The organism is Methylorubrum sp. GM97, from assembly GCF_024347855.1.
Taxonomy (GTDB): Bacteria; Pseudomonadota; Alphaproteobacteria; order Rhizobiales; family Beijerinckiaceae; genus Methylobacterium; species Methylobacterium extorquens.
Genome location: NZ_AP025942.1, coordinates 416,962 through 431,102, shown reverse-complemented (window position 1 = coordinate 431,102; position 14,141 = coordinate 416,962). Strand labels below are relative to the sequence as shown.

13 protein-coding genes are annotated in these 14,141 nt (G+C 70.5%); 6 read left to right on the top strand and 7 right to left on the bottom strand.

The window, feature by feature from the left end; all coding sequences use genetic code 11:
- The first annotated feature begins 110 nt into the window (after positions 1–110).
- Positions 111–332 carry a heavy-metal-associated domain-containing protein gene (locus tag MSPGM_RS02085; protein ID WP_003606334.1) on the top strand — a complete coding sequence of 74 codons (222 nt, stop codon included), beginning with the start codon at positions 111–113 and terminating at the stop codon, positions 330–332.
- Positions 333–573: 241 nt separating this feature from the next.
- On the top strand, positions 574–2,247 hold the full coding sequence (locus MSPGM_RS02080; RefSeq protein ID WP_003606333.1) for a formate--tetrahydrofolate ligase: 1,674 nt from the start codon (positions 574–576) through the stop codon (positions 2,245–2,247).
- A 113-nt stretch (positions 2,248–2,360) separates the two neighbouring features.
- Here MSPGM_RS02080 and MSPGM_RS02075 read toward each other — a convergent pair whose 3' ends face one another.
- Positions 2,361–4,460 (bottom strand): M3 family metallopeptidase, encoded by a 2,100-nt coding sequence (locus MSPGM_RS02075; RefSeq protein WP_043708200.1) that lies wholly within the window; start codon positions 4,458–4,460, stop codon positions 2,361–2,363.
- Positions 4,461–4,658: 198 nt separating this feature from the next.
- Between MSPGM_RS02075 and MSPGM_RS02070 the strand changes: the two genes are divergently transcribed.
- Together MSPGM_RS02070 and MSPGM_RS02065 are read left to right on the top strand one after the other, a co-directional pair.
- Positions 4,659–5,576 carry an extensin family protein gene (locus tag MSPGM_RS02070; RefSeq protein ID WP_043766660.1) on the top strand — a complete coding sequence of 306 codons (918 nt, stop codon included), beginning with the start codon at positions 4,659–4,661 and terminating at the stop codon, positions 5,574–5,576.
- 106 nt (positions 5,577–5,682) lie between these two features.
- A complete protein-coding gene (locus MSPGM_RS02065) occupies positions 5,683–6,792 on the top strand; it encodes a L,D-transpeptidase (RefSeq protein ID WP_261926142.1) in 1,110 nt (369 codons plus the stop codon).
- Positions 6,793–6,798: 6 nt separating this feature from the next.
- Here the strand turns inward: MSPGM_RS02065 and MSPGM_RS02060 are convergent, their stop codons facing one another.
- From MSPGM_RS02060 to MSPGM_RS02050, 3 genes are read right to left on the bottom strand one after another with little or no spacing between them, the layout of a single operon-like run.
- Positions 6,799–7,527 carry an ABC transporter permease gene (locus MSPGM_RS02060; RefSeq protein ID WP_261926141.1) on the bottom strand — a complete coding sequence of 243 codons (729 nt, stop codon included), beginning with the start codon at positions 7,525–7,527 and terminating at the stop codon, positions 6,799–6,801.
- Entirely contained in the window at positions 7,524–8,666 is a 1,143-nt protein-coding gene (locus MSPGM_RS02055; RefSeq protein WP_012752067.1) for an ABC transporter permease subunit, read from the bottom strand. Before MSPGM_RS02055 ends, MSPGM_RS02060 begins: the two co-directional genes overlap by 4 nt.
- Positions 8,663–9,574 carry an ABC transporter substrate-binding protein gene (locus MSPGM_RS02050; RefSeq protein WP_003607414.1) on the bottom strand — a complete coding sequence of 304 codons (912 nt, stop codon included), beginning with the start codon at positions 9,572–9,574 and terminating at the stop codon, positions 8,663–8,665. Before MSPGM_RS02050 ends, MSPGM_RS02055 begins: the two co-directional genes overlap by 4 nt.
- 292 nt (positions 9,575–9,866) lie before the next feature.
- On the opposite strand from MSPGM_RS02050, the gene MSPGM_RS02045 reads away from it, so the two are divergent.
- A complete protein-coding gene (locus MSPGM_RS02045; RefSeq protein WP_012252201.1) occupies positions 9,867–10,259 on the top strand; it encodes a response regulator in 393 nt (130 codons plus the stop codon).
- Between the two features lie 29 nt (positions 10,260–10,288).
- Here the strand turns inward: MSPGM_RS02045 and MSPGM_RS02040 are convergent, their stop codons facing one another.
- Both MSPGM_RS02040 and rsmI read right to left on the bottom strand, forming a co-directional pair.
- Positions 10,289–10,675, bottom strand: a complete 387-nt coding sequence (locus MSPGM_RS02040) for a YraN family protein (RefSeq protein WP_012752066.1) — start codon at positions 10,673–10,675, stop codon at positions 10,289–10,291.
- Positions 10,659–11,609 (bottom strand): 16S rRNA (cytidine(1402)-2'-O)-methyltransferase, encoded by a 951-nt coding sequence (rsmI, locus tag MSPGM_RS02035; protein WP_003607541.1) that lies wholly within the window; start codon positions 11,607–11,609, stop codon positions 10,659–10,661. The genes MSPGM_RS02040 and rsmI overlap by 17 nt, the downstream gene beginning before the upstream one ends.
- Positions 11,610–11,729: 120 nt before the next feature.
- On the opposite strand from rsmI, the gene MSPGM_RS02030 reads away from it, so the two are divergent.
- Positions 11,730–12,941, top strand: coding sequence for a penicillin-binding protein activator (locus tag MSPGM_RS02030; protein WP_012752065.1), 1,212 nt, complete (start codon positions 11,730–11,732; stop codon positions 12,939–12,941).
- A gap of 4 nt (positions 12,942–12,945) precedes the next feature.
- Here MSPGM_RS02030 and hemW read toward each other — a convergent pair whose 3' ends face one another.
- Complete coding sequence (gene hemW / locus MSPGM_RS02025; protein WP_003604867.1) at positions 12,946–14,124, bottom strand: radical SAM family heme chaperone HemW; 1,179 nt, start codon at positions 14,122–14,124, stop codon at positions 12,946–12,948.
- Positions 14,125–14,141: the final 17 nt, after the last annotated feature.

Genomic DNA, 14,141 nt, shown 5'->3' with positions numbered 1-14,141 from the left:
TTCTCCCGTTCATTCGGCCCGAACGCGCCGTGTGCTTGCCGCGCGCGATCCGGAAGCCACATCTGCGGAGGCGCGTCGGCACCCGGCGGGCTGCCAAGGAGACGATGGCGATGGACCAGAGCCCGATCGAACTGACGATGCGCGTGGACGGAATGACCTGCGAGGGATGCGCCGAGGCGGTGCGCCGCACGATCCGTCGCCTCGACCCGCAGGCGGACGTCTCAGTCGATGTCGGCCTGGGCCGGGTCTCCGCCACGACCGTCGCGCAGAGTCTCGACGTGGCTCAAGCGCTGACCCAGGCCGGTTACACCGCCACCGCGATGACCGGTTGAAACCATTCGGCCTCGCGCGCCGGCCGGCGGCGGATCACCTGTCCCAAACCACCTGTCCCATGAGAAAACTTAACGGTCGGGTTAAAAAAAATCCGAGACGCTTTTCGTCGTCGTTTCGCTCACACTGCCACGATCGGTTTATCGTGGCCGTTCCGTTCGCTACCACGGAAGCATAGGGACGGACCGGGCGACGGCTCGGCACGCCGCGAGCCCGCGTGAACAAGAAACGACGGTGAGAGAAATGCCCTCAGATATCGAGATCGCCCGCGCGGCGACCCTGAAGCCGATCGCCCAGGTCGCCGAAAAGCTCGGCATCCCGGACGAGGCGCTTCACAACTACGGCAAGCACATCGCCAAGATCGACCACGACTTCATCGCCTCGCTCGAGGGTAAGCCCGAGGGCAAGCTGGTGCTCGTCACCGCGATCTCGCCGACGCCCGCGGGCGAGGGCAAGACCACCACGACCGTGGGTCTCGGCGACGCACTCAACCGGATCGGCAAGCGGGCGGTGATGTGCCTGCGCGAGCCCTCGCTCGGCCCCTGCTTCGGCATGAAGGGCGGCGCGGCCGGTGGCGGCAAGGCCCAGGTCGTGCCGATGGAGCAGATCAACCTGCACTTCACCGGGGACTTCCACGCCATCACCTCGGCGCACTCGCTCGCCGCCGCGCTGATCGACAACCACATCTACTGGGCCAACGAGCTCAACATCGACGTGCGCCGCATCCACTGGCGCCGCGTGGTCGACATGAACGACCGGGCGCTGCGCGCGATCAACCAGTCGCTCGGCGGCGTCGCCAACGGCTTTCCGCGTGAGGACGGGTTCGACATCACCGTCGCCTCCGAGGTGATGGCGGTGTTCTGCCTCGCCAAGAATCTGGCCGACCTCGAGGAGCGGCTCGGCCGCATCGTCATCGCCGAGACCCGCGACCGCAAGCCGGTGACGCTGGCCGACGTGAAGGCGACCGGCGCGATGACCGTTCTCCTCAAGGATGCGCTGCAGCCGAACCTCGTGCAGACGCTGGAGGGCAACCCGGCCCTGATCCATGGCGGCCCGTTCGCCAACATCGCCCACGGCTGCAACTCGGTGATCGCCACCCGTACCGGCCTGCGGCTGGCCGACTACACCGTCACCGAGGCCGGCTTCGGCGCGGATCTCGGCGCGGAGAAGTTCATCGACATCAAGTGCCGCCAGACCGGCCTCAAGCCCTCGGCGGTGGTGATCGTCGCCACGATCCGCGCCCTCAAGATGCATGGCGGCGTCAACAAGAAGGATCTCCAGGCTGAGAACCTCGACGCGCTGGAGAAGGGTTTCGCCAACCTCGAGCGCCACGTGAACAACGTGCGGAGCTTCGGCCTGCCGGTGGTGGTGGGCGTGAACCACTTCTTCCAGGACACCGACGCCGAGCATGCCCGGTTGAAGGAGCTCTGCCGCGACCGTCTTCAGGTCGAGGCGATCACCTGCAAGCACTGGGCGGAGGGCGGCGCGGGCGCCGAGGCTCTGGCGCAGGCCGTGGTGAAGCTCGCCGAGGGCGAGCAGAAGCCGCTGACCTTCGCCTACGAAACTGAGACGAAGATCACCGACAAGATCAAGGCGATCGCGACCAAGCTCTACGGTGCGGCCGATATCCAGATCGAGTCGAAGGCCGCCACCAAGCTCGCCGGCTTCGAGAAGGATGGCTACGGCGGATTGCCCGTCTGCATGGCCAAGACGCAGTACTCGTTCTCGACCGACCCGACCCTGATGGGCGCGCCCTCGGGCCACCTCGTCTCGGTGCGCGACGTGCGCCTCTCGGCGGGCGCCGGCTTCGTCGTGGTGATCTGCGGTGAGATCATGACCATGCCGGGCCTGCCCAAGGTGCCGGCGGCGGACACCATCCGCCTCGACGCCAACGGTCAGATCGACGGGCTGTTCTAGCCGCTGCTCTCAGCCCTCCCCCTACCCAAGTCGGGCTTGCCCGACTTGGGCGGATCGTTGCGGATCTCGGGCAAGCCCGAGGTCCGTCGGGGGAGGGCCCTTTGCCCTCTGCGCTACGCCGCCAGCCCGCGCTTCTTCAGCAGCGGCTCGATGCTCGGCAGCCGCCCCCGGAACGCCGTATAGGCCTCGCGCGCATCGCGCAGGTTGCCCGCGCCATAAATCATGCGGCGCAGCCGCTGCGCCGTCTCCGGGTGGAAGATGTCGCCCGCCTCGCGGAAGGCATCGAAGGCGTCGGCATCGAGCACCTCCGACCAGAGATAGCTGTAATAGCCGGCCGCATAGCCGTCGCCGGAGAAGATATGCGCGAAGTGCGGCGCCCGGTGCCGCGCCGCGATCTCCGCCGGCATGGCGATGCGGCGCAGGGCGTCCGCCTCGAACGCGACGACGTCGAGCCCGTCCTCTCCGGCCGCGGAGAGATGCAGCGTCATGTCGACGATAGCCGAGGCCGCATATTCGATCGTCGCGAAGCCCTGGTTGAAGTTGGCCGCCGCGAGCAGGCGTTCGAGCAGCGCGTCGGGCATCGGCTCGCCGGTGGTCACATGGCGGGCATGGGCGCGCAGCACCTCCGGCTGCTGCAGCCAGTGCTCGTAGAGCTGCGAGGGCAGTTCGACGAAGTCGCGCGAGACCGCGGTGCCGGACAGCAGCGGATAGGTGACGTCGGACAGAAGCCCGTGCAGGGCGTGGCCGAATTCGTGGAACAGCGTGCGGGCGTCGTCGAAGGAGAGCAGCGTCGGCTCGCCCCGCGGGGCGCGGGCGAAGTTCATCACGTTGACGATGATCGGCCGGATGTCGCCGTTCAGCCGCTCCTGCGAACGGAAGGCGCTCATCCAAGCGCCCGAGCGCTTCGAAGGGCGGGCGAAGTAGTCGCCGAGGAACAGGCCGACCTCGGAGCCGTCGGCGTCGCGCACGAGCCAGGTGCGCACGTCCGGGTGATAGCGCGGCACGTCGCGCAACTCCTCGAAGGCGAGCCCGAACAGCCTCGACGCGGTGTCGAAGGCCGCCCGGATCATGCCTTCCAGCGGCAGGTACGGCTTGATCTCGGACTCGTCGAGGTCGTGCTCGGCCCGCCGCAGCTTTTCGGAATAGTGCCGCCAGTCATGCGCTTCGAGAGCGAAGTCGTGCCCCTCCGCCCGAACCAGGGCCTGGAGCCCTTCGCGTTCCGTTGCTGCGCGCTGGAGCGCCGGCTTCCAGACATTGCGCAGCAGCTCCATCGCCGCGTCGGGGGAGCCCGCCATGGTGTCGTCGAGCTTGAGATGGGCGAAGCTGTCGAAGCCGAGCAGCCGGGCTCGCTCGGCGCGCAGGCGCACGATCTCGGCGATGATGGCGCGGTTGTCGGTCTCGCCACCATTCTCGCCCCGGCGGGTCCAGGCCGCGTAGGCCAGCGCCCGTAGATCGCGGCGGGTCGAGAAGACGAGGAAGGGCTCGATCAGCGAGCGCGAAAGGGTGATGACATGGCTCTGCCCGCCGCCGCGCTCCTTGGCCGCCTCAGCGGCGGCATCGCGCAGGAAGGGCGGCAGGCCGGCGAGATCCGCCTCGCCGTTCAGCGGCAGGACGAAGTCGCGCTCGTCGGCGAGTACGTTTTGAGAGAATTGCGTCCCGAGTTCAGCCAGCCGGACCGCAATCTCGGCGATGCGGGTCTTGGCCTCCGGGACAAGGCCGGCGCCGGCCCGGCGGAACCGGCTGCGGTAGCGGTCGAGCACGCGGCGCTCCTCTGCGCTCAACTCTTCCGCATCGGCATCGATGGCCGAGAGCCGGGCCCAGAGCTCCGGATTCAGGGTGATGGCGCTCGAATGCCGTGCGAGCTGCGGCGCGACCGCCCGCTCGATCGCCTGAAGCTCGGGGCTGGTGTTGCTGCCGGTCAGGTTGAAGAACACGTTGGCCACGCGGTCGAGCGCGGCGCCCGCGCGCTCCATCGCCGCGACCGTGTTGGCGAAGGTCGGCGCCGCCTCGTTCCCGGCAATCGCCGCGATCTCGGCCTCGTGCGCCTTCAGGGCGTGCGCGAAGGCCGGCACGTAATGCTCGGGCCGGATCGCCTCGAAATCCGGCAGGCCGAACGGCGTCGCCCAGTCCGACACGTCGAACGGGTTGGCTTGCACGCCGCCACGGCCGGGCTCCGTACCCTCGGGGAGGTCGCGTGCGGTGTCGGCGGTCATGGGCAAAACCTTCGGGGCGCGTCGGACAGTGAAGCGTCGAGCATAGGTTTGTGGGCCGAGCGGCGCAAAGCGACAGCTGCCCGCGCCCGGTTCTTTCACGTTTTCGCCGGCCGTGTCCGCCGCGTCCTTGCCGGGAACGGCCGCGCGGCGGATGAGGGGGGCGACGGTGCGCGGCCGGGCGAGCGGGACACACACGGCATGAAGCCTTCCACCCTCGCTTCCCTTCTCGCCTGCCTCCTCGCTGCCGGGCTCGCCCTTCCGCCGGACCCGGCATGGTCCGATCCGGCCAAGCCGCCGCCCGCGACGGTGCCGCTGCCGCCGCCTCAGCCGCCGGCGCGCCCGGACGACCTCGTGCCGCCCGCCCCGCAGGTGACGCCGCTGCCGCCGGAGCGTCCGCCGGAGCTTGCCACCGGCCCGGACAACGGCGCCGTGGGCAAGCCGGACGAGCCGCCCAAGGAGACGAAGAACACCAACGACACGAAGGACGCGCCCGCCGGCCTGCCGGAGGCGCCGCTGCCGCCGGCTCGGCCGCCGGAGCTGTCGGGCGAGTCGGCGCTCGCCCTCAAGGTTTCGGCGCCCGACGACACCGCCTGCCTGCGCCGGCTGGAGCGGCTCGGGGCGCGCTTCGAGGCGGCGTCGCCGCTCGGCAACGGCCAGTGCAGCGCGCCGCATCCTCTCACCGTCACAGCACTTGCCGACGGCGTCGCGCTGGAGCCGGCGGCCACCCTTAACTGCCGGGCCGCGGAGGCGCTGGCGCGCTGGACGACCGAGGTGCAGGTCGCGGCGCAAAAGGAGTTCGGCGAGAGCCTCAAGAGCCTCGCGCTCGGCGGCACCTATGTCTGCCGCGGGCAGAACCACGACACCGACGCCAAACTCAGCGAGCACAGCTTCGCCAACGCCATCGACGTGATGGCCTACGGCTTCACCAAGCGCGCGAGCCTCAAGGTGACGGCGGCGCCGGACGGCACGCCGGAGGCGGCCTTCCTGGCTTCGGCGCGCACGGGCGCCTGCACCTTCTTCCGCACGGTGCTGGGGCCGGGCAGCGACGCCGCGCACGGCAACCACCTGCATCTCGACCTGCGCGAGCGCAATGCCGGGCACCGCCTCTGCCAGTAGGCGGCTTTCCGTGACCGGACGCATGACGAAACGCCATTCGCCGCGGGAACGGTAGCGTTTGGCCATCGCTTCCTCTTCGTCGTGAGTCGAGGAGCGCGAGCGGGCTATGGAACGGGCGTGGATGCGAGGAGCGCTGGCAGCGCTCGGTGTATGGTCGGCAGCTGCGCAGGCCGCCGAGTCCGGGGCGCCCGACCTGACCCGCGAGGCCATCGAGAACGCGGCGTTCCGAGAGTCGCTTGAAGAGGCCATGCCCGACAAGTCGTCCAAGCCGGGGAAGAAATCCAAAAAGGAAGCTGAGGCCAAGAAGGAAGCCGAAGCGAAGAAGGACGCGGAGAAGAAGCCCGACCCTCTGCTGGTGAAGGTGCAGGTGCTGCTCGATCGGGCCCGCTTCTCCCCCGGCGCCATCGATGGGCGCGACGGCGAGAATCTGCGCGGCGCGCTCAAAGCCTTCGCCGCGGCGCAAGGGCTGCCCGAGGGCGACCGCCTCACCCGCGAGATCTTCGACCGGCTTCAGGCCAACGGCAAGGAACCGGTCGTGACCCAATACACGATCACGGAGGAGGACGTGAAAGGCCCCTTCGTCGAGAAGATGCCGCCCAAGATGGAGGAGCAGGCCGAGGTCGGGCCGATGCGCTACACCAACACCCGCGAGATGCTGGCCGAGCGCTTCCACATGCAGCGCGACCTGTTCTCCGCCCTCAACCCGAACGTACCGCTCGACAAGGCCGGCGGCACGCTGGTCGTCGCGGCCGTGCCGCCGCTCGGCGAGGGCAAGGTCGAGGGCGCGCCGGTCGCCCCCAAAGTCACCCGCATCGAGGTCGACAAGCGCACGAAGCGGGTGCGCGCCTTTGCGGAGGACGGCAAGCTGACGGCGGATTATCCGGCCTCGATCGGCAGTTCGGAGAAGCCGGCGCCGGACGGGTCAGCGAAGGTGAAGGCCGTCGCCTTCGACCCCTGGTACACCTACAACCCGAAATACCAGTTCAAGGGTGTGAAGGCGACGAAGAAGTTCTCGATCCATCCGGGGCCGAACAGCCCGGTCGGCGTCGTCTGGATCGACCTGTCGATTCCCTCCTACGGCATTCACGGCACACCGGAGCCGGAGAAGGTCGGCAAGACCGAGTCGCATGGCTGCATCCGACTCACGAACTGGGACGCGCGCGACCTCGCGAGCCATACGAAGAAGGGCGCGAAGGTCGAGTTCCTGGACAAGTAGCCTCGATCAGCCGGCCGTCCGTCCTTCGGGCGGACGTAGTCTGGCGCCGATCGCAAGCAGCAGCGCATCGCCGAGGAAGGCGAGCGCCGCGGTCGCAAGCGCGCCCTGGAGCATCGCCGCGATGTTTTGGTTCTGGAGCCCGGCGACGATCGGCGTGCCCAGCGTCGAGGCTCCTGCAAGCGCTCCGACGGCGGTGACGGAGACGGCGAGGATCAGGGCGGTGCGCAACGTATCCACGAGGCCCGCGGCGGCCAGCGGCAATTCGATATGGATGAGGATCTGGGCCGGTGTCAGGCCAATGGCCTGGGCCGATTCGCGGGCTTCGGCGGTTACGGCGTCGAGCGCGCCGACCATGCCGCGCAGGGTCGGCATGATCCCGTAGGCGGTCAGCGCCAGCAGGGTCGGCGGCCCGCCGAAGCCGAGCACCGGCAGAGCCAGGGCCACGACGACCACCGGCGGCACCGCCTGGGCGAAGGCGACGAGCGTGTCGATGCTGGTCCGAAACCCCGCGAAGCGCGCCCGCGTGGCGATCAGGCCGAGCCCGATTCCGAGTGCGGCGACCAGGGTGAGCCCGGTCGCGGCCAGGGTGAGGTGGTTCAGCGCCAGTTCCGCGATGTGGCGGACGGTCAGGGGCCGGCCGCTTGCGCCGATCAGGCCGGCAAAGGCCGGATGGCTCGCGGCGGCCAGCGCCAAGCCGAGTGCGAGCGGTCCGAGGGCCTCAGAGACGCGATTCATCGCGGCCACCGTCTGCGCAGGGCCGCTTCCAGCCTGCCGAGCGCCCCCTCGGCGGCGAGCGAGAGCGCGATGATCGGCAGGGCGCCGAGCAGGATCAAATCCGGCGCGAACTGCGCCATCCCGTCGAAGACGAGCGTACCGAGCCCGCCCGCCCCGACCAGGGCGCCAAGAGTCGCAAGACCGAGCGCCTGGACCGTGGCGACCCGCAGGCCGCCGATGAGGGCAGGGGTACCGAGCGGCAGGCGTAGGGTCGTCAGGATCTGGCCCGACGTGAGCCCGAGGGCCCGCGCCGCGGCGATGTTGTCGGGGCCCGTGGCGCGGCGTGCCGCCTGAAGGCCGCGCCAGAGCGGCAGGAGCAGGTAGGCCGCGATGCCGATCAGGGCCGGCCCGATGCCGAGCGCCGAGATCCCGTAGCCGCGCAGTGCTGGGGCTGCTGTGAGCAGCGCCGAGAGGCCGGCTACCAGGCCGCCGAGCAGGGCGACCGCCGGCACGACCTGCAAGCCGCTGACCGTGAGGTCGACCGTCCCGCGCCCCCGACGCCACAGTGCGAGCCCGCCGGTGAGGCCGGCGGCCAGCACCAGGGCGCCGAGGGCAAGGACGAGATGATCGCGGATGGCGCCGTCGAGGGCATCGGACCGGGCACGCCCCTCGACGACGAGCGAGAGCGCATCGAGGCGGCCGGCGCGCCACAGGCCCCCGATCAGCGCCAGGACGGCAGCAGCCGCGATGAGGCCGCCGCCGGGCAAGCGGGCACGCCGCGCGGCGAAGGCCAGGGCACAGACCAGCACGACCACGCCGGTCCAGGCCCCGGAGGCGAGACGCGCCCGCGTCGCGAACGGCTGGCCGGCAGTGAGGTCCGCGGCGCCGGAGCCGAGCCCCGCCAGCATGAGAGCGAGGGCGCCGAGGCAGGCGAGCCCGGCGAGGCCAGCCGCCATCCGTCCCCGGCCCGCCGCGAGCACGCCGAGTCCCGCGGCGGCCAGGGCGGCGATGGGCCAGAGCCCGGTGCCGAGTGCGTCCGAAGCGCCGATGGGCGCACCCGTCACCAGTCGGTTCGGAGCGAGATGAAGCAGGGGCAGCCCAGCGAACACCGCCGGGAGCAGAGCTGCCGCGGCGAGGCCGGTAAGAAGGCGTGCCGTCACGGGCGGCTTGCTGCTTCAGCCAGCCACGCCTTGGCCACCGCCTCGGCGGTGCGCCCCTCCACGGTGATCGCCGCGTTGAGCCGCCGCAGCGTGTCGGCGTCGAGACGCGCGAAGATCGGGTCGAGGGCCTCGCGGATCCGCGGGTGGCGTTCGAGCGTCGCGGCACGGATCACGGGGGCGGGTTCGTAGACGATCTGCGCCCCCTTGGGATCGCTCATCACGGTGAGGTCGAGGGCAGCCAGCGCCCCATCCGTGCCGTAGACCATGCCGGCATTGATTCCGCTGATGCCTTCCGCCGCAGCGCGGGCGGTCACCGCCGTGTCGCCGCCGGGCAGGCTGACGATGCGCGAGAGCGGCAGGGAGAAACCGTAGGCGGATTCGAAGGAGGGCAGGGCGGCGGGGCTCTCCACGAATTCCGTCGAGGCGGCGAGGCGGATCGCACCATCCCGCACGGCGCCCGCGAAATCCGCCATTGTCGCGAGCCCCCGCTCACGGGCGAGACGGCCCTGAACCGCGATCAGCCACGTGTTGTTGGCCGGTGCCCGGCCGAGCCAGACCAGACCATGCGCGGCGTCGAGCCGCAGGGCGAGGCCGTAGGCACCGGCATTGTTCTTCCAGGCAGGATCGGTCTCGGTGCCGGAGAAGAAGGCGACGTTGCCGGTATATTCGGGATACAGGTCGATCTCTCCAGCGAGCAGGGCCGAGCGGACGATCAGGGTCGGCCCGAGGCCGAGGCGGCGCTCCACGCGCAAGCCAAGATCCTCAAGGACGAGAGAAATTAGGTTTCCGAGCAGCGCGCCTTCGGTATCGCTTTTCGAGCCGATCACGATCGGACGCCCCGGTTCGGCACGGGCGTGGATCGGAAGCATCGCGGCGACCGCCGCGGCGAGGAAGCCCAGCCGACTCATGGTTGAGCGGGCTTCGCCTCGTGCCTGGGCTGTCGCCCGGTTGCGACAATGAGCGTGAAATGTTTTGCGGAATAACATTGGGTCGATCAGCATAGCACGGGCGGGGCTTTGCGGCGCTTGACACGCCCAGCTTTACGGGCGACGGCTCGCGGTGCCGGGCAGCGTTTTCCGGGTCGCTCATCCGCTCTCGAAGCGTATCGGAGGGGTCTCCTCCGGAACAACCCAGGCGCGACTGACAGACTCGAGACGGCGTTCCGGATCGGGAACGAATCGATAGGGAAGACGACCCGGCGTGAGTGTGGATTCGAACGAGGATCGTCTGTCCGGCGCGCGGGTGCTGGTTGTCGAGGACGAAGCAGCCATCTCGATGCTTCTCGAGGATATGCTGCTCGATTTCGGCTGCGAGATCGTCGGGCCAGCGGCCCGGCTTGCGACCGCCCTGGAGATGGCCCGGAGCGAGAGCTTCACGGTCGCCATCCTCGACGTGAACGTGGCGGGTGAGCCGATCTACCCGGTGGCCGAGGCCATCGCCGAGCGCAACCTGCCCATCGTGTTCTCGACCGGCTATGGCGGCGCGGGCATCCGCGAGCCGTTCCGCGACCGGCTGGTGGTGCAGAAGCCGTTCAGCCAAGCCGACCTCAAGCGCACCCTCGCCGCGGCCATCGCCGCCGCCGCCGAGGGCTGACGCGGCCCGTCCGGCTCTGGGCCGGACGCTCATAAACCTTCGATCTCGAACGCGTTCGGCAGATGGCGCGGCCATCGGCGCGGCGCCACGAAGACGGCATCCGCCCGCAGGGTGGCGTCGGCGGCAAGCGGGTGACGCGCGAGCCAAGCCCGCGCGGCCCGCGACACGCGTGCCCGCTTGCGCGCGTCGATGGCGGTCGCGGCGGCGTCCAGCGTCGCGCGAGCCTTGACCTCGACGAAGGCGATGGTGCGCCCGCGTCGGACGATCAGGTCGATCTCCCCGCCCGCGGCCGCGAAGCGCCGGGCAAGCGGCCGATAACCCTTCAGCATCAGCGCCAGCAGCGCCAACCCCTCGGCCGATAGGCCGCGTCCGTGGGTGGCGCGGCGCCGCGCCTCCGGATCAGCCGGAGGTCTCATCGTCCGCCCGGCGGGCGAGCACCAGGGCGCGGGCATAGACGACGCGCTTGGGCTGGCCGGTCTCGTCGGCGACGAGTGCCGCCGCATCCTTGATCGAGTGGCGGGCGAGCGCCGCCTCGATCCGGGCGTCGAGCCCGGTATCGGCTTCGCGCGGGGCGGCGTCCTCGGGTGCCGTGCCGATGACCACGACGACTTCGCCCTTGGGCGGACCCTCCTGGGCGAAGGCTTCGGCCAGCGCACCGAGGCTGTCGCGGCGGATCGTCTCAAACAGCTTGGTCAATTCGCGGGCCACCGCCGCGGGCCGCTCCGGCCCGAGGGTGGCGGCGGCATCCGCCAGCATTTCGGGCAGGCGATGGGGGGATTCGAACACCACCAGCGTGCCGGGGATCGTGGCCAAAGCCTCCAGACGGTTGCGCCGGGCACCCGATTTCTGGGGCAGGAACCCCTCGAAGAAGAACCGGTCGGTCGGCAGGCCGGCGGCAACGATAGCGGTCATCACCGCGGACGGGCCGGGAATCGGCGTCACCGGGATGCCGGCGGCAATCGCCGCCTGAACCAGCTTGAAGCCGGGGTCCGAGACCAGCGGCGTGCCGGCGTCAGAGACCAGCGCCAGGGTCTCGCCGGCCTTCAGCCGCATCACCATCCGCTCGCGCACCGCCTCGTTGGAATGCTCGTGGTAGGAGAGCAGCGGCGTCGTGATCCCATAATGCATCAGCAGGGTGCGGGTGACGCGGGTGTCCTCGGCCAGCACGGCATCGGCGGCGGCGAGCGTCGCCAGCGCGCGGAACGAGACGTCGCGCAGGTTACCGATCGGGGTCGCCACCACGTAGAGTCCCGGCGCCAGAGACTCGGCCTCGGCGGCGAGGCCGAAGGCCGTGAAGGTGGCAGGGCTGCGGGGGGCCCCTTCGGGGCGCTTGTCGAGTCGCTGTGTCATCGCCGCGACAATGCCATGCCCGCACGCCTTTGAAGACCGGGGAAAGGCAGGGCCTCACATTTACTTTTCGCAAGCCCCTCCGCATCGTGATCGCGAATTGGGCTCGGACAGGGGGTCGCGATGGCGCGACGCGGCGGACGGTGGACGGCCCGCGCGGGTGCCGCGCTTGTCGGACTCGGGCTCACGATCGGGCTTGCGGGGTGCCTCGGCGTTCCGGATGCGCCGCGGCCGGCGGCTCGGGCGGTGCCCGAAGGCGAGCCCAGCCCCACGGTGACTGCCGGCAACGTCATCGGCGCGGGCACCGTGAAAGTCGCCCTGATCGTCCCGCTGAGCGGGCAGGGGGCGGCGGTCGGCGCCGCCCTGCGCAACGCCGCCGAACTCGCCTACGACGATTTCCAGAAGCCGAACCTCCAGATCCTCGTGAAGGACGACCGCGGCACGCCGGAGGGCGCGCGCGAGGCGACGCAGGCGGCCTTCGCCGAGGGCGCCGAAATGGTGCTCGGCCCGCTCTTCGCCGCCAATGTCCAGGCGGCCGGGGGTGTCGCCCGCGGGGCGGGCAAGCCGGTCATCGCCTTCTCGACCGACGCGGCGGTGGCCGCGCGCGGCGTCTATCTCATCAGCTTCCTGCCGCAATCGGAGGTGGACCGGATCGTCGATGAGGCGAGCGCGGGCGGTCGCCGCTCCTTCGCCGCGCTGATCCCCGAGACGGTCTACGGCAATGCCGTCGAGGCGCAGTTTCGTGAGGCGGTGGCCCGGCGCGGCGCCCGGCTCGTCGGTATCGAGCGCTACCCGGCCGGCAATCCCGGCCCGGCGGTCGACCGGTTGCGCGGCGTGATCGCGGGCGCCGGCGCCCAGGCCGACGCGCTGTTCGTGCCCGACACCGCCGAGGGCCTGATGGCCGTCGCGCCCGCGCTGACCAAGGTCGGGTTCTCGCCCGCGCGGGTCCGTCCTCTCGGGCTCGCCCTGTGGAACGACCCGCGGGTGCTGTCGCAGGCGGCTTTCCAGGGCGGCCGCTTCGCCGCGCCCGACACCGCCGGCTTTTCCGGTTTCGCCCAGCGCTATCAGACCCGCTTCGGGACGATGCCGCCGCGCACCGCCTCGCTCGGCTACGATGCGGTCTCACTCATGGCCGCATTGGTGCGCCAGTACGGCTCGCAGCGCTTCGCCGACGCGACGTTGACCAATCCAGCGGGCTTCTCCGGCCTCGACGGCACCTTCCGCTTCCTGCCCGAAGGCGTCAGCGAGCGGACCTTGGCGGTCTACGAGATCCGCAACAACGCGGCGAACGTGGTGAGCCCGGCCCCTAAGGTGCTCGCGCCGTCTGGGATTTGACGGATCAGCCTGCCAACTCCGCCACCACCGCGTTGAGCACCGGAGCGCCGCGGGCGGTCGCGGCGATGCGGCCATCGGGGCGCCGCGCCACGAGGCCGTCTCTCGCCAGCGCGTCGAGGCGACCGGCATGGAGCGGGCGCCCCTTCAGGCTGGCGTAACGAGCCGAATCGATGCCTTCCGTGAGGCGCAGCCCCATCATCAGGAACTCGTCGCCCTGATCCTCGGCGGACAGCGTTTCCGTCTCGACGATGCCGTGGCCGTCGCGCTCGACGCGGGCGAGCCAGTCTTCGGGCGCTTTCTCGGTGAGCGTGCCGGTTCGGCCCTGCGGCAGGACGAGGCGGCCATGGGCGCCGGGGCCGATGCCGGCATATTCGCCGTAGCGCCAGTAAAGCAGGTTGTGGCGCGACTGCGCGCCGGGCCGGGCGTGGTTCGAGATTTCGTAGGCCGGCAGGCCCGCGCGCCCGCAGATCTCCTGCGTCACGTCGTAGAGGGCGCGGGAGGCGTCGTCGTCGGGCGGCACGAGGCGGCCGGCCTGAGCGAGGCCGAAGAACGGCGTGCCGGGCTCGATGGTGAGCTGATAGAGCGAGAGATGCTCGGCGGCATAATCGATCGCCCGGCGCAGTTCGGCGGCCCAGGCCTCCGGTGTCTGCTCCGGTCGGGCATAGATCAGATCGAAGGAGAAGCGCTCGAAATGCGCCGATGCGGTGCGCACGGCGTCGAGCGCTTCCGCGACGCTGTGCAGCCGCCCGAGCCGCTTGAGGTCGCCGTCATCGAGCGCCTGAACGCCGAGCGAGACGCGGTTCACCCCGGCCGCCCGGTAGCCGCGAAAGCGGGTCGCCTCGACGCTGGTGGGGTTGGCCTCCAGCGTCACCTCCGCATCCGGCGCCACGCTCCAGGCTCCGGCGACAGCATCGAGCAGGCCCGCTACCGTGTCCGGCGCCATTAGCGAGGGCGTGCCGCCGCCGAGGAAGATGCTGGTGACGGTCCGCCCCGGCGCGAGTGCTGCGGCGTGGGCGATCTCTCGCCGGAAAGCGGCGAGAAAGCGCGGCTGGTCCACGCCCGCATGGCGGACATGGCTGTTGAAGTCGCAATAGGGGCACTTCGCGGCGCAGAACGGCCAGTGCAGGTAGATGCCGAATCCCGCGTCGCGGGTCGGATGGTCGGGCGGTGTCGCGGGGGGCATCGGCCTGTCAAAACTTC

Bases quoted from the DNA above. Each gene is read 5' to 3' on its own strand.
- rsmI (WP_003607541.1), bottom strand. From the start codon at position 11,609: ATGACACAGCGACTCGACAAGCGCCCCGAAGGGGCCCCCCGCAGCCCT.
- hemW (WP_003604867.1), bottom strand. From the start codon at position 14,124: ATGCCCCCCGCGACACCGCCCGACCATCCGACCCGCGACGCGGGATTC.
- MSPGM_RS02085 (WP_003606334.1), top strand. From the start codon at position 111: ATGGACCAGAGCCCGATCGAACTGACGATGCGCGTGGACGGAATGACC.
- MSPGM_RS02050 (WP_003607414.1), bottom strand. From the start codon at position 9,574: ATGAGTCGGCTGGGCTTCCTCGCCGCGGCGGTCGCCGCGATGCTTCCG.
- MSPGM_RS02040 (WP_012752066.1), bottom strand. From the start codon at position 10,675: ATGAGACCTCCGGCTGATCCGGAGGCGCGGCGCCGCGCCACCCACGGA.
- MSPGM_RS02070 (WP_043766660.1), top strand. From the start codon at position 4,659: ATGAAGCCTTCCACCCTCGCTTCCCTTCTCGCCTGCCTCCTCGCTGCC.
- MSPGM_RS02060 (WP_261926141.1), bottom strand. From the start codon at position 7,527: ATGAATCGCGTCTCTGAGGCCCTCGGACCGCTCGCACTCGGCTTGGCG.
- MSPGM_RS02080 (WP_003606333.1), top strand. From the start codon at position 574: ATGCCCTCAGATATCGAGATCGCCCGCGCGGCGACCCTGAAGCCGATC.
- MSPGM_RS02075 (WP_043708200.1), bottom strand. From the start codon at position 4,460: ATGACCGCCGACACCGCACGCGACCTCCCCGAGGGTACGGAGCCCGGC.
- MSPGM_RS02030 (WP_012752065.1), top strand. From the start codon at position 11,730: ATGGCGCGACGCGGCGGACGGTGGACGGCCCGCGCGGGTGCCGCGCTT.
- MSPGM_RS02065 (WP_261926142.1), top strand. From the start codon at position 5,683: ATGGAACGGGCGTGGATGCGAGGAGCGCTGGCAGCGCTCGGTGTATGG.